At 66.7% G+C, this 14191-nt stretch carries 13 protein-coding genes and 1 pseudogene; all 14 read left to right on the plus strand.

Features of this window, described 5'->3' with window-relative positions; genetic code table 11:
- Nucleotides 1-67 precede the first annotated feature (67 nt).
- Nucleotides 68-469, plus strand: a complete 402-nt coding sequence (locus ACNFBT_RS16765) for a GFA family protein (protein WP_416751185.1) — start codon at nucleotides 68-70, stop codon at nucleotides 467-469.
- A 39-nt stretch (nucleotides 470-508) separates the two neighbouring features.
- Nucleotides 509-1636: a saccharopine dehydrogenase family protein gene (locus ACNFBT_RS16770; protein ID WP_416751187.1), complete on the plus strand. Its 1128-nt coding sequence runs from the start codon at nucleotides 509-511 to the stop codon at nucleotides 1634-1636.
- Between the two features lie 168 nt (nucleotides 1637-1804).
- A complete protein-coding gene (gene msuE, locus ACNFBT_RS16775) occupies nucleotides 1805-2362 on the plus strand; it encodes an FMN reductase (RefSeq protein WP_416751189.1) in 558 nt (185 codons plus the stop codon).
- Nucleotides 2363-2372: 10 nt separating this feature from the next.
- Nucleotides 2373-3518 carry an FMNH2-dependent alkanesulfonate monooxygenase gene (gene ssuD, locus ACNFBT_RS16780; protein ID WP_416751191.1) on the plus strand — a complete coding sequence of 382 codons (1146 nt, stop codon included), beginning with the start codon at nucleotides 2373-2375 and terminating at the stop codon, nucleotides 3516-3518.
- A gap of 130 nt (nucleotides 3519-3648) precedes the next feature.
- Entirely contained in the window at nucleotides 3649-4833 is a 1185-nt protein-coding gene (locus ACNFBT_RS16785) for an acyl-CoA dehydrogenase family protein (RefSeq protein ID WP_416751193.1), read from the plus strand.
- Entirely contained in the window at nucleotides 4830-5948 is a 1119-nt protein-coding gene (locus ACNFBT_RS16790; RefSeq protein WP_416751195.1) for a sigma-54 interaction domain-containing protein, read from the plus strand. The genes ACNFBT_RS16785 and ACNFBT_RS16790 overlap by 4 nt, the downstream gene beginning before the upstream one ends.
- 276 nt (nucleotides 5949-6224) lie before the next feature.
- Entirely contained in the window at nucleotides 6225-7574 is a 1350-nt protein-coding gene (locus tag ACNFBT_RS16795; RefSeq protein ID WP_416751196.1) for an MFS transporter, read from the plus strand.
- 124 nt (nucleotides 7575-7698) lie between these two features.
- Nucleotides 7699-8652, plus strand: coding sequence for an AraC family transcriptional regulator (locus ACNFBT_RS16800; RefSeq protein WP_416751198.1), 954 nt, complete (start codon nucleotides 7699-7701; stop codon nucleotides 8650-8652).
- Nucleotides 8653-9295: 643 nt separating this feature from the next.
- On the plus strand, nucleotides 9296-9739 hold the full coding sequence (locus ACNFBT_RS16805) for a cupin domain-containing protein (protein ID WP_416751200.1): 444 nt from the start codon (nucleotides 9296-9298) through the stop codon (nucleotides 9737-9739).
- Nucleotides 9740-9890: 151 nt separating this feature from the next.
- The gene (benA, locus tag ACNFBT_RS16810; RefSeq protein WP_416751201.1) at nucleotides 9891-11258 is read left to right on the plus strand and encodes a benzoate 1,2-dioxygenase large subunit; all 1368 of its coding nucleotides are present in this window, start codon (nucleotides 9891-9893) and stop codon (nucleotides 11256-11258) included.
- Nucleotides 11258-11743, plus strand: coding sequence for a benzoate 1,2-dioxygenase small subunit (gene benB, locus ACNFBT_RS16815; RefSeq protein ID WP_243434634.1), 486 nt, complete (start codon nucleotides 11258-11260; stop codon nucleotides 11741-11743). The genes benA and benB overlap by 1 nt, the downstream gene beginning before the upstream one ends.
- 153 nt (nucleotides 11744-11896) lie before the next feature.
- On the plus strand, nucleotides 11897-12907 hold the full coding sequence (gene benC / locus ACNFBT_RS16820) for a benzoate 1,2-dioxygenase electron transfer component BenC (protein ID WP_416751203.1): 1011 nt from the start codon (nucleotides 11897-11899) through the stop codon (nucleotides 12905-12907).
- Nucleotides 12908-13097: 190 nt separating this feature from the next.
- Nucleotides 13098-13871: a 1,6-dihydroxycyclohexa-2,4-diene-1-carboxylate dehydrogenase gene (locus ACNFBT_RS16825; RefSeq protein WP_416751205.1), complete on the plus strand. Its 774-nt coding sequence runs from the start codon at nucleotides 13098-13100 to the stop codon at nucleotides 13869-13871.
- 77 nt (nucleotides 13872-13948) lie between these two features.
- Nucleotides 13949-14191, plus strand: a pseudogene (locus ACNFBT_RS16830) (muconate cycloisomerase); the annotation flags it as partial.

Here is a 14191-nt window from a genome sequence, read left to right on the forward strand (position 1 = left end):
GGTGGAGAAGGTTCACATCGTTGTTCTAGACTCCAGCACCTTGCGATGGCGACCAGGGAGCGGGGCGATGCACAACGGCGGTTGTCTGTGTGGCGCGGTGCGCTACGTGATCAGCGGTGAACTGGCGCCGATCCAGGTCTGTCATTGCGGGCAATGCCGCAAGGCGCAGGGTGGTCCGTTCGCCACCAATGTTCCCGTCGCCAGCGATGCCTTCAGGCTGCTGTCCGGCGCGGAGGCGCTGGTGGATTTTCGCTCCTCGGAGGACAAGCGCCGGGTGTTCTGCGGCCGCTGCGGTTCGCCGATCTACAGCGCCCGCGACTCGCGTCCCGAGGTCCTGCGCGTGCGCGCGGGAAGCCTGGACGAGCCGCTGCGGACGAAGCCCGAAGGGCATTACTACATCGAATCCAGGGCCACGTGGTGGCCGCTGGACGACACACTGCCGAGGCACATCGGCGCGAAACCGGGATGAGGTTGCTGGCATGACGCCGGCGGATGTAAGGGAGTATGGATGTCTGTTTCAGTTGAACCGTCATTTCGCGTCCTGGTACTGGGCGGCTATGGCAACTTCGGCAGCCTGATCGTTCGCCGCCTGAGCGGGATCGACGGGATTCGCGTGCTGGTCGGCGGCCGCGACCAGAAGCGCGCCAGTGCGCTGGCGCGCGAAGTAGGCGGGGAGGCGGTGTGCCTGGACATGAACCAGCCGACGCTCGCCGGCCGCCTCAATGAACTCAAGGTCAACCTGGTCATTTCAACCGCCGGCCCCTTCCAGGGCCAGGATTACCGCGTAGCCCGCGCGGCCATCGGTGCGCGTGCGCATTACATCGACCTGGCCGACGCGCGCCAGTTCGTCTGCGGCATCCATGAACTCGACCGCGCCGCCCGCAGCGCCGGCGTGCTGGTGTGCAGCGGAGCCAGCTCGGTTCCCGGCCTGGCCGCCGCGGTGATCGACGAACTGCTGCCGCGCTTCCAGCGGCTGGACAGCATCCACCACGGCATCAGCTCCTCGTCAAAGATTCCCGGCCATGCCACGGTCGAGGCGGTGCTGGGCTATTGCGGCAAGCCGCTGCGCCAGTGGCGCCAGGGCCGCTGGCAGAACGTCCATGGCTGGCAGGGGCTGAATCGCCATCGCTTTCCCGCGCCCCTGGGGCGGCGTTGGCTGGCGCACTGCGACGTACCGGACCTGGAGCTGTTCCCGCAGCGCTACCCCGGCGTGCGGGACGTCCGCTTTTCCGCCGGGCTGGGCCTGCGTCTCACCCAGTTCGGCACCTGGGGCCTTTCCTGGCTGGTGCGTGCCGGCCTGGTGAAGAACCCCGCCGGCCTGGGCGCCAGCCTGCATCGCATGGCGGTGGCCATGGAACCGCTGGGCGACGGGCGCAGCGGCATGTTCGTTCATCTGCAGGGTGTCGATGGCGATGGCCAACCCCTGGCGCTGTGCTGGGAAATACTCGCGCAGGACGACCATGGCCCGAACATCCCCTGCATGGCGGCGGTAGCGCTGGCGCGCAAGCTGGCGGCCGGGCAACTGCGGCAGCGCGGTGCGACCCCCTGCATCGGTCTGATCAGCAGCGGGGAATACCTGGCCGAACTGGAGGGCCTGAAGATTTCCCACGGCCTGCGCGAGCTGGCCGTCCACTGATGCAATGAAGTGTTGCCCTGGCAGCAGTGGATCAGCAGCGTTGTTGCCAGGCTGACAGCAAACACCGGGAAAACCCCGGCAAACTGCCCTGAAATCGCACATTTCCCTGTTGGTACGGCCCTTGCTGAAGGGTGCTGTACCTAGCGCAACAGTCAACAGGGAAAACCCATGACCCGCCCCATCAAAGTGGTCGCCGTCTCCGGCGGCACCTATCGCCCCTCGCGCACCCTGGTGCTCACCCAGGCCGTGCTGGATGCTCTCGGCGAACGCCTGCCGGTAGAGACCCGCCTCATCGAACTGGCCGATATCGCCCGCCCGCTGGGCGCCGCGCTGTCCCGCCAGGAGCTCTCCGCCGAACTTGAAGAAACCCTGCGCGAGATCGAGAGCGCCGACCTGCTGGTCGTCGCCTCACCGGTCTACCGCGGCTCCTATCCGGGCCTGCTCAAGCACCTGTTCGACCTGGTGGACATGAACGCCCTGATCGACACCCCGGTGCTGCTCGCCGCCACCGGTGGCAGCGAGCGCCATGCGCTGGTCCTCGACCACCAGCTGCGCCCGCTGTTCAGCTTCTTCCAGTCGATCACGCTGCCCATTGGCGTGTATGCCAGCGAAGGCGACTTCGCCAACTACCAGATCACCAGCGACACCCTGCGCGCCCGCATCCAGCTGGCCGCCGAGCGCGCCGCGCCGCTGTTCGCCCGCCCGCAACTGCGCAAGACCGCCTGAGGAGCCATCGATGAACGTATTCTGGTTCCTGCCCACCCACGGCGACGGCCACTTCCTCGGCACCAGCGAGGGCGCCCGCCCGGTGTCGCTGCCGTATCTGAAACAGATCGCCCAGGCCGCCGATTCCCTCGGCTACTACGGCGTGCTGATCCCCACCGGCCGCTCCTGCGAGGATTCCTGGGTGGTCGCCTCGGCCCTGGCGCCGCTTACCGAGCGCCTGCGCTACCTGGTGGCGATCCGTCCGGGGATCATCTCGCCGACCGTTTCCGCGCGCATGGCCGCGACCCTGGATCGCCTGTCCGGCGGGCGCCTGCTGATCAATGTGGTCACCGGCGGCGACCCGGATGAAAACCGTGGCGACGGCATCCACCTCAGCCACGCCGAGCGCTACGAAGTCACCGATGAATTCCTGCGCATCTGGCGCCGCGTGCTGCAGGGCGAGTCCGTGGACTTCGCCGGCAAGCACCTGCAGGTGGAGAACGCCAAGGCGCTTTACCCGCCGATCCAGAAACCGTACCCGCCGCTGTACTTCGGCGGCTCTTCCGCCGAGGCCCATGACCTGGCGGCGGAGCAGGTGGACGTCTACCTGACCTGGGGCGAGCCGCCGCAAGCGGTCGCGCAGAAGATCGCCGACGTGCGCGAGAAGGCTGCAAAGCAGGGCCGCACGGTGAAGTTCGGCATCCGCCTGCACGTGATCGTCCGCGAGACCGCCGAGGAAGCCTGGCAGGCCGCCGACAAGCTGATCGCCAACATCTCCGACGAGACCATCGCCAGCGCGCAGAAATCCTTCGCCCGCTTCGACTCCGAAGGCCAGCGGCGCATGGCCGCGCTGCACGGTGGTCGCCGTGACCAGCTGGAGATCTACCCCAGCCTCTGGGCCGGCGTTGGCCTGGTGCGCGGCGGCGCCGGCACCGCGCTGGTGGGCGATCCGCAGCAGGTCGCCGAGCGCATCAAGGAATACGCGGACTTAGGGATCGACAGCTTCATCTTCTCCGGCTACCCGCACCTGGAAGAGGCCTACCGCTTCGCCGAGCTGGTCTTCCCGTTGCTGCCGGAGCCCTACGCCAGCCTGGCCGGGCGCGGCGTGACCAACCTTACCGGGCCGTTCGGCGAAATGATCGCCAACGATGTGCTGCCCGCGCGGGCTGCGAGCTAAGGCGTTGTTCATTGGGCCCCTGCATTCGCGGGGGTGACGAGTGCTTCTGGAGTCCATGCTGGGCACTCGTCTTCCCCGCGAACGCGGGGATCCAGAAGCCACCGATGAACCCATTCAAGAGGAAGCGAGCGTGAACGCCAAGACGCGTCTCGACGCACAGACACCCGGGCAGATCGCCCAGCGTTTGGCCGCCGGTTTCGCCGAAACCGCCGCCGAGCGCGACATCCGTGGCGGCACGCCGAAGGCCGAGCGCGACGCGTTGCGCCAGAGCGGCCTGCTGTCGCTGATCATCCCCACAGAGTACGGCGGCCTGGGCGCCGACTGGAGCACCACGCTGGACATCGTCCGCCAGTTCGCCGTGGTCGACAGCTCCATCGCCCACGTGTTCGGCTTCCAGCACCTGATGCTGGCCACCGTGCGGCTGTTCTCGCGGCCCGAACAGTGGCAGCCGTGGTTCGAGCTGACCGCGCGAAATCAATGGTTCTGGGGCAACGCCCTGAACCCGCTGGACACCCGCACCGTGTCGCGCACCTTCACCGGCTGGCGCGAGTTCTCCGGGCGCAAGAGCTTCTGTTCCGGCGCGCTGGATTCGCAGATGCTCATTGCCTCGGCACTGGACGGCGAGGGCGGCAAGCTGCTGATCGCCGCCATCCCCACCGCGCGCAGCGGCATCAGCCTGGCCCACGACTGGGACAACATGGGCCAGCGCCAGACCGACAGCGGCAGCGCGACCTTCGAGCGCGTGCGGGTGGAGGAGAGCGAACTGCTGCTCGACCCCGGCCCGCTGAGCACGCCGTTCGCCTGCCTGCGCCCGCTGATCGCGCAGCTGATCTTCACCCACGTTTTCCTCGGCATCGCCGAAGGCGCCTTCGAAGAGGCGCGGCAGTACACGCTCAAGGAAAGCCGCCCGTGGTTCCGCTCCACGGCCGCCACCGTCAGCGAAGACCCCTACGTGCTCGCGCACTACGGCGAGTTCTGGGTCGGCCTGGAAAGCACGCGCCTGCTGGTGCGCCGCGCTGCGCAATTGCTCGACGAAGCCTGGAGCAAGGGCGCCGCTCTGGACGCCGAGGAGCGCGGGCGCCTGGCCGTGGCCATCGCCACCGCCAAGGTCGCGGCCACGCGCAACGGCCTGGAAATCTGCAACCGCCTGTTCGAAGTCACCGGCGCGCGCTCCACCCACGCCGCGCTGCGCATCGACCGCTACTGGCGCAACCTGCGCACCCAGACCCTGCACGACCCGGTGGACTACAAGGTCCGCGAACTGGGCGACTGGGCGCTGAACCAGCAACTGCCGCAACCGACCTTCTACTCATGAACGCGACCACAGCCGAAGCTCTGCTGACCCTGCCCAAATCGCCGGCGCTGGCCACGTCCATCCGCGCCACCGCCCAGGTCTTCGAGGACCCGAAATCCCAGGCGCTGCTCGACCACCTGCAGCAGGTCGCGCCCAGCGAGGCCAGCGTGCTGATCATCGGCGAGACTGGCACCGGCAAGGAGCTGGTGGCGCGGCACATCCACAACCTCAGCGCGCGGCGCGGCGGGCCGTTTGTGGCGGTGAACTGCGGGGCCTTCTCCGAATCCCTGGTGGAGGCCGAGCTGTTCGGCCACGAGAAGGGCGCCTTTACCGGCGCGCTGGCGGCCAAGGCCGGCTGGTTCGAGGAGGCCGACGGCGGCACGCTGTTCCTCGACGAGATCGGCGACCTGCCGATGCCGATCCAGGTCAAGTTGCTGCGCGTGCTGCAGGAGCGCGAAGTGGTGCGGCTGGGCTCGCGCAAGAGCATCCCGATCAACGTGCGGGTGCTGGCGGCCACTAACGTGCAACTGGAGAAGGCGATCAACGCCGGGCATTTCCGCGAGGACCTCTACTACCGGCTCAACGTGGTCAGCCTGGAGCTGGCGCCGTTGCGCGAGCGGCCCGGCGACATCCTCCCGCTGATCCGGCACTTCATCGCCGAGTACAGCCGCCGACTGGGCTACGGCCCGAGCCAGCTCAGCGCCGAGGCGGCGCAGAAGCTGCGCAGCTATTCCTGGCCGGGGAACATCCGCGAGCTGGAAAACGTCATCCACCACACCCTGCTGATCTGTCGCGATGGCGTGGTGCGCGCGGAGGACCTGCACCTGTCCAACCTGCGTATCGAACGCAGCGACGAGCCGCGCCTGGAGTCCCTCGGCGCCGAGCAACTCCTGCAACAGGCTTTCCAGCGCCTGTTCGAGGAGCAGGGCGGCAACCTGCACGCGCGGGTGGAGGATGCCCTGCTGCGCGCGGCCTACCGCTTCTGTCATTGCAACCAGGTGCACACGGCGAACCTGCTGGGCCTGACCCGCAACGTCACCCGCACGCGGTTGATCGACATCGGCGAGCTGGTGGTGAACAAGCGGCGCGGCGCTTCCGTGGTCGACCCGGAACGAGGGGTGCGCCTGTCGATCTGACGCGCCGGCTAGCAGAGTCGGTGCCGAGCGAAGTTGTTCGATAACCGAACGTATAGGCGATCATCGAATTGAACCGCCCAGAGACTCTCCGTACTGTTGGCCCAACCCCGCCCTGACCGGCGGGGCAATAACAACAATGAGCGTCAGCCCGGGCTTTCAGCGCCTGTCTTCTTGCCGGTCCGCGGGTCCTCCGGCTTGCGCCTCATTCCTGTCCGTTCAAGGCAGTCTCGGCGACATCGGCACTGCTGCGACGAACCCTTCGCAGGAAGACTTCGCATGACCAGTTCCGCCCACGTGCCCGCTGCCGGCACGCTCGACGTCCAGTCCTTCATCAATGCCCAGCCGTTGTCCCTGTACCAGTGTCGCATCGTGCTGCTGTGCTTCCTCATCGTCTTCCTCGACGGCCTGGATACCGCGGCCATGGGCTTTATCGCCCCGGCGCTGACCCAGGAGTGGGGCATCGACCGCGCCAGCCTCGGCCCGGTGATGAGCGCCGCGCTGATCGGCATGGTGTTCGGCGCCCTGGGTTCCGGCCCGCTGGCCGACCGCTTCGGGCGCAAGGGCGTGCTGGTGGTGGCGGTGTTCCTGTTCGGCCTGTTCAGCCTGATCTCGGCCTTCAGCGCCAACCTCGACCAGCTCCTGGTGCTGCGCCTGCTCACCGGCATCGGCCTGGGTGCGGCGATGCCCAACGCCACCACGCTGCTCTCCGAGTACACCCCCGAGCGCCTCAAGTCGCTGCTGGTGACCAGCATGTTCTGCGGCTTCAACCTGGGCATGGCCTCGGGCGGTTTCGTCTCCGCCAAGCTGATTCCGGCCTATGGCTGGCACAGCCTGCTGCTGCTCGGCGGCGTGTTGCCGCTGGTTCTGGCGGTGGTGTTGCTGGTGTGGCTGCCGGAGTCGGCGCGCTTCCTGGTGGTGCGCAATCGCGGGGCGGACAAGGTCAAGCGCGTGCTCGCGCCCATCGCACCGGCCGAGGTGGTCTCCGCCCGCGACTTCAGCATCCCGGAGCAGAAGACGGTGCAGAGCCGCAACGTGTTCAAGGTGATCTTCTCCGGCACCTACAGCGCCGGCACGCTGCTGCTGTGGCTGACCTATTTCATGGGGTTGGTGATCGTCTACCTGCTCACCAGTTGGCTGCCGACCCTGATGCGCGACGCCGGCGCGAGCATGGAGCAGGCGGCCTTCATCGGCGCGCTGTTCCAGCTCGGCGGGGTGCTCAGTTCGGTGGCGGTGGGCTGGGCCATGGACCGCTTCAACCCGCACAAGGTGATCGGCATCTTCTACTGCCTGGCCGGGGTGTTCGCCTACTGCGTGGGGCAGAGCCTGGGCACCGTCACTCTGCTGGCGACCCTGGTGCTGGCCGCCGGTATGTGCGTGAACGGCGCGCAGTCGGCCATGCCGTCCCTGGCGGCGCGTTTCTACCCGACCCAGGGGCGCGCCACCGGGGTGTCCTGGATGCTTGGCATCGGCCGCTTCGGCGCCATCCTCGGCGCCTGGATCGGTGCGACCCTGCTGGGCCTGGGCTGGAACTTCGAGCAGGTGCTGACCGCGCTGATCGTCCCGGCCGCCATCGCCACCGCCGCCGTGGTAATCAAGGGGCTGGTCAGCCATGCCGACGCCACCTGATCGGGTGGGGGCGGCAAGAGTGTGTTGCCATTCATCTCCGCCCCGTCCCAACGCCGCGCCGCTCGCATAGACTGGAACGACCGCGGCGCAGACCGCGGCCGCTGACAACAACCCTGGTGCCTGCATGCAAAGTTTGCTGAGCGAACGTAGCCGAGTGTTCGAACGCGCCGACCCCTACGCGGTGTCCGGCTACGTCAACCAGCACGTGGGCACCCATGACCTGCGCTTGCCGGCCCACGGGCATCCGCAGGCCAGCCTCAACCATCGGCGCTTCGCCAGCCTCGACCTGTGCCGCATCAGCTACGGCGGCGCGGTGCGCGTCACCTCGGATGCGCTGGAAAGCATCTTCCACCTGCAGATTCTCCTGAGCGGCCACTGCCTGTGGCGCGGCCAGCGCCAGGAGCACTACCTCGCGCCGGGCGAGCTGCTGCTGATCAACCCGGATGATCCGGTCGACCTGACCTACTCGGACGACTGCGAGAAATTCATCCTGAAGATTCCGGTGACGCTGCTCGAAGCCATCTGCGCCGAGCAGCGCTGGAGCCACCCGCGCGTTGGCGTGCGCTTCACCGAGAACCGCTACCGGCTGGGCGAGCTGGAGGGCTTCGTCAACCTGCTGTCGATGGTCTGCCAGGAGTCCGAGGCCAGCGAACGCCTGGCCCGGGTCGACGAGCACTACCAGCAGATCGTCGCCAGCAAGCTGCTGACCCTGCTCAAGACCAACGTCAGCCGCGAACCCATTGCCGGCGCCAGTGCGTCCTTCGAGCGCATCGAGGCGTACATCGAGGGCCACCTGCGCGAGGACATCGACGTCGAGGCCCTGGCCCGCCAGGCGTCCATGAGTCTGCGCTCGCTCTACGCGCTGTTCGAACGCCATGCCGGCAGCACGCCGCGCCAGTACATCCGCCGCCTGAAGCTGGAGCGCGTCCGTGCCTGCCTGGGCGACCCGGCGTGTCCGGTGCGCAGCGTTACCGAGCTGGCGCTGGACTATGGCTTTCTGCACCTGGGGCGCTTCTCCGAGAGCTATCGCCAGCAGTTCGGTGAGCTGCCGTCGGAGACGCTCAAGCGGCGCGTCTGACTCTCCTGCCTGTAATCCGACCATGCCCGCGATCGCGCGCATGGCTCGCTCCTATAGGTTGACTCCGACGTTTCCGCTTGCGTAGGAGCGGACTTTGTCCGCGATGCGCTTTATCGAGATGGGTGTGTATGCGCCGCTTCTGTGTGCTCGGGGGCTTCTTGTTTCGCCCCCTCGGGCGACCTTCTTTGGCAAACGCCCCAAAGAAGGCAAAGGTCTTGCCCCTCCATCCGGTTTTTCGCTTGGGGCGAAAAATGCCCTCGTCGAATCGGAGTTTCAGGGGCCCGCGTTGACGGGCCATCCCTGGCCCGACAACGCTCTCGCGGCATCCATGCCGCTCAACCCCTGAAACTCCAATTCAACGAGGCCTCCTGAAAGGGGCGGTCCGGAGTGCGCGGAAATTTCTCTGGAAAACTTCAAGAGCCAGAGGGGGGGGCGTCTTCTGTAGGAGCGGACTTTGTCCGCGATGCTTTTGTGGAAAGCATCGCGGCGGAATGGGTTGTTCAATGTGGCTCCCATGGTTTGCGCGTAGACGTTCCTGGCGCCGGCCCCTGCCGTTCTTCCGATTCCCCGCCCGGCCTTGCCGGATGGACTCTACTGGAAAGAGGCGTGTGCATTTCGCGCCGCCCCAGGGGAGGCCATGTCCATGAGTTCCAACCCGTTCATTCTCGATCCGGGCGAGCGCAGTCCGGCCCTCAACGTCGTCGGTATCCGCATCAACGTGCTGGTGGCCGATACGGATTCGGCGGCGCAGCGGATCACCTTCCAGGCGGGCGGGGAGGGAGCCGGTCCGCCACCGCATACCCACGACTGGGACGAGTCCTTCTATGTGCTCCAGGGTGAGGTCTTCTTCACCGTCGCCGGGCGCACCGCCGCCTGCCACGCCGGCACCCTGATCCATATCCCCGCCGGCACCCTCCACGGCTTCAACTTCGGCCCCGGCGGCGGCGAGATGCTTGAGGTCACCGGCGCCGGCAGCCAGGCCATCGAGATGTTCCGCGCGCTGGACCGCGAAGTGCCGCCCGGCCCGGTGGACGTCCCGAAAACCGTGCAGGTCGCCGGCGAATACGGCGTCGTCTTCCACCTCTGAGCACTACTCTGGCGGCCCCTCGGGTGCCGCCAGGGCTCCTGCCGTTCGCGCCTGCAGAAACTGGATAGCACTCTGCACAAAGCGGATATTGCCCCCGCCAACCCAGCCCTAACCTGAGCCTGCCTGAACAAAAACAACGGAGGCCCCGGCCATGTCCCTGGGTATCGACTACTTGCGTTCGCTGCTCGAAGAAGACCCCGAGAAGGGCGTCTACCGCTGCCGGCGGGAAATGTTCACCGACCCGCGCCTGTTCGACCTGGAGATGAAGTACATCTTCGAAGGCAACTGGGTCTACCTCGCCCACGAGAGCCAGATTCCCGAGAAGAACGACTTCCTGACCACCCAGATCGGCCGCCAGTCGATCTTCATCGCGCGCAACAAGGACGGCGTCCTCAACGCTTTCCTCAACGCCTGCAGCCACAAGGGCGCCATGCTCTGCCGACACAAGTCCGGCAACCGTTCCAGCTATACCTGCCCGTTCCACGGCTGGACCTTCAACAACTCCGGCAAGCTGCTCAAGGTCAAGGACCCGGCTGAAGCCGGCTATCCGGAAGGCTTCAACTGCGAAGGCTCCCACGACCTGACGAAGGTGGCGCGTTTCGAGTCCTACCGTGGCTTCCTGTTCGGCAGCCTGAAGGCCGATGTCAAGCCGCTGGTGGAGCACCTGGGCGAGTCGGCGAAGATCATCGACATGATCGTCGACCAGTCCCCCGAAGGCCTGGAAGTGCTGCGCGGTTCCTCCAGCTACATCTACGAAGGCAACTGGAAGCTCACCGCCGAGAATGGCGCCGACGGCTACCACGTCAGCTCCGTGCACTGGAACTATGCCGCCACCCAGAACCAGCGCCAGCAGCGCGAGGCCGGCGGCGAGGTGAAGACCATGAGCGCCGGCGGCTGGGCCAAGCAGGGCGGCGGCTTCTACTCCTTCGATCACGGCCACCTGCTGCTCTGGACCCGCTGGGCCAACCCCGAGGCGCGCCCGGCCTTCGAGCGCCGCGCCGAACTGGCCCGCGACCATGGCCAGGCCCGTGCCGACTGGATGATCGGGAACTCGCGCAACCTCTGCCTGTATCCCAACGTCTACCTGATGGACCAGTTCAGCTCGCAGATCCGCATCGCCCGGCCCATCGACGTCAACCGCACCGAAATCACCATCTACTGCATCGCGCCCAAAGGCGAAAGCGCCGAGGCGCGCGCCCAGCGCATCCGCCAGTACGAGGACTTCTTCAACGTCAGCGGCATGGCCACGCCGGACGACCTGGAGGAGTTCCGCTCCTGCCAGCAGGCCTACCAGGGCAGTGCCGGGGGTTGGAACGACATGTCGCGTGGCGCGAAACACTGGGTACAGGGTGCCGACGATGCGGCACGGGAAATCGACCTGGCGCCGGCACTTTCCGGTGTGCGCACCGAGGACGAAGGCCTGTTCGTGCTGCAGCACCAGTACTGGCAGCGGACCATGATCGACGCGCTGGCCGCCGAACAGGCCAACCGCATCGCGCTGAAAGAGGAGGGCGTGTGATGAGCCGCTACGAGACCGTCCGCGACTTCCTCTACCGCGAAGCCCGCTACCTCGACGACAAGGACTGGGACGCCTGGCTGGAACTCTACGCCGCCGACGCCACCTTCTGGATGCCGGCCTGGGACGACCGCGACCAGCTCACCGAAGACCCGCAGCGGGAAATCTCGCTGATCTGGTACGGCAACCGCGGCGGCCTGGAAGACCGCGTGTTCCGCATCAAGACCGAGCGTTCCAGCGCGACCCTGCCGGACACCCGCACCTCGCACAACCTGAGCAATATCGAGGTGCTCGGCGAGGCCGACGGGCAGTGCCAGGTGCGCTTCAACTGGCACACCCTGAGCTTCCGCTACAAGACCGTGGACAGCTACTTCGGCACCAGCTTCTACACCCTCGACGTGCGCGGCGAGCAACCGCTGGTGAAGGCGAAGAAGGTCGTGCTGAAGAACGACTACGTCAGGCAGGTCATCGACATCTACCACATCTGAAAAACACGGCGTGAAGCTGCTGCGCTTGCCCGTGCTGCGTTGGAGAACGGTCCGTAATGCTCATTTACTAGAGTGAACTGCGCTTCCGAACCGTCCTCCGCCTTGCCCGGCCTGCGCTCGCGACGCTTCAAGCCGCGTTTTGAGGCGAATGACATGAACAAGATCGCACTCAACTTCGAAGACGGCGTTACCCGTTTCATCGATGCCAGCCCCAGCGAGACCGTGGCCGATGCGGCCTATCGCCAGGGCATCAACATCCCGCTGGATTGCCGCGACGGCGCCTGCGGCACCTGCAAGTGCTTCGCCGAAGCCGGCCGCTACGACCTGGGCCAGGAATACATCGAGGACGCGCTGACCGGGGACGAGGCCGCGCAGGGCTACGTGCTCACCTGCCAGATGCGTGCGCAGAGCGATTGTGTGGTGCGCGTGCCGGCTTCCTCACAGGTCTGCAAGACGGCGCAGGCCAGCTTCGAGGCGAGCATCAGCGCGGTACGCCAGCTTTCCGAGAGCACCATTTCGCTGTCGATCAAGGGCGAGTCGCTGAGCAGGCTGGCCTTCCTGCCTGGGCAGTACGTGAACCTGCAGGTGCCGGGCAGCGAACAGAGTCGCGCCTATTCCTTCAGCTCGCTGCAGAAGGACGGCGAGGTCAGCTTCCTGATCCGCAACGTGCCGGGCGGGCTGATGAGCAGCTTCCTCACTGGCCTTGCCAAAGCCGGCGACGCCATGACTCTGGCCGGCCCGCTGGGTAGCTTCTACCTGCGCGAGATCAAGCGTCCTCTGTTGCTGCTGGCCGGTGGCACGGGCTTGGCACCCTTTACCGCGATGCTCGAACAGATTGCCGAGCGCGGCAGCGAGCATCCGCTGCACCTGATCTACGGCGTTACCCACGACTTTGACCTGGTGGAGATGGACCGCCTGGAAGCCTTCGCCGCGCGCATCCCCAACTTCACCTGGAGTGCCTGCGTGGCCAGCCCGGAGAGCAGCTACCCGCGCAAGGGCTACGTCACCCAGCACATCGAGCCTGCGCACCTGAATGACGGCGAGGTGGACCTCTACCTCTGCGGCCCGCCGCCCATGGTCGAGGCGGTCAGCCAGTACATCCGTGAGCAGGGCATCACGCCGGTGAATTTCTACTACGAGAAGTTCGCGGCGAGCGCGGCCTGATTGTTCAAGAGCCCCTCACCCTAACCCTGGCTGCGCGCCCCGCTCCGGAGGGAGAGGGGACTGCTTGGGTGCAGGTTGAAGTTTCGGCATCAGCCGGCACGAATGGCTCCCTTTCCCCTTGGGAGAGGGTTGGGGTGAGGGCGTTGGGTAACGCACCAAGTCTCGGGAATCAACTGAACAAGAGGTTTCCATGAACCGATTCAACAACAAGACCGCCCTCGTCACCGGCGCCGCCCAGGGTATCGGCCGGCGTGTCGCCGAGCGGCTGGTGGAAGAGGGCGCCAAGGTCATTGCCGTGGACCGCTCCGAGATTGTCCATGAACTGCAGGACGCCCTCGGCCAGCACGCCGACGTCCTCACCCTGACCGCCGACCTTGAGCGCTTCGCCGACTGCCAGCGGGTGGTCGATCAGGCCATCCGGCACTTCGGCCGTCTCGACATCCTGATCAACAACGTCGGCGGCACCATCAGGGCAAAACCCTTCGAGCACTACGCCGAAGACGAGATCGAAGCCGAGGTGCGCCGCTCGCTGTTTCCCACTCTCTGGTGTTGCCGCGCGGCACTGGTGCCGATGCTGGAGCAGGGCGCGGGCGCCATCGTCAACGTCTCCTCCGTCGCTACCCGTGGGGTGAACCGCGTGCCCTACGGCGCGGCCAAGGGCGGGGTGAACGCGCTGACCGCGTGCCTCGCTTTCGAGACCGCCGAGCGCGGCGTGAGGGTCAACGCTACCGCCCCCGGCGGCACCGAGGCACCGCCCCGGCGCATCCCGCGCAACGCGGCGCAGCCGAGCGAGCAGGAGAAGGTCTGGTACCAGCAGATCGTCGACCAGACCGTCGATAGCAGCCTGATGAAACGCTACGGCAGCATCGACGAGCAGGTCGGCGCAATCCTCTTCCTAGCCTCCGACGAAGCCAGCTTCATCACCGGCGTGACCCTGCCGGTGGGCGGCGGCGACCTCGGCTGAGCGCCGCCACCGAAACGACCGTGCGGGTCGCGCCAGCGCGCTGCCCGGCCTCCCCAAACCTGAACGGAAAGACCGCCATGAGTAGCGCCGTCATCGAACGCCTCGAGTCGATCATCGTCGACCTGCCGACCATCCGCCCGCACAAGCTGGCCATGCACACGATGCAGAACCAGACGCTGGTGATCCTGCGCCTGCACTGCAGCGACGGCGTGGAAGGTATCGGCGAAGCCACCACCATCGGCGGCCTGGCCTACGGCAACGAGAGCCCGGAAAGCATCAAGGCCAACCTCGACGCGCACTTCGCGCCGCTGCTGGTCGGC

The organism is Pseudomonas sp. NY15181 (genome assembly GCF_048068055.1).
Lineage (GTDB): Bacteria > Pseudomonadota > Gammaproteobacteria > Pseudomonadales > Pseudomonadaceae > Pseudomonas.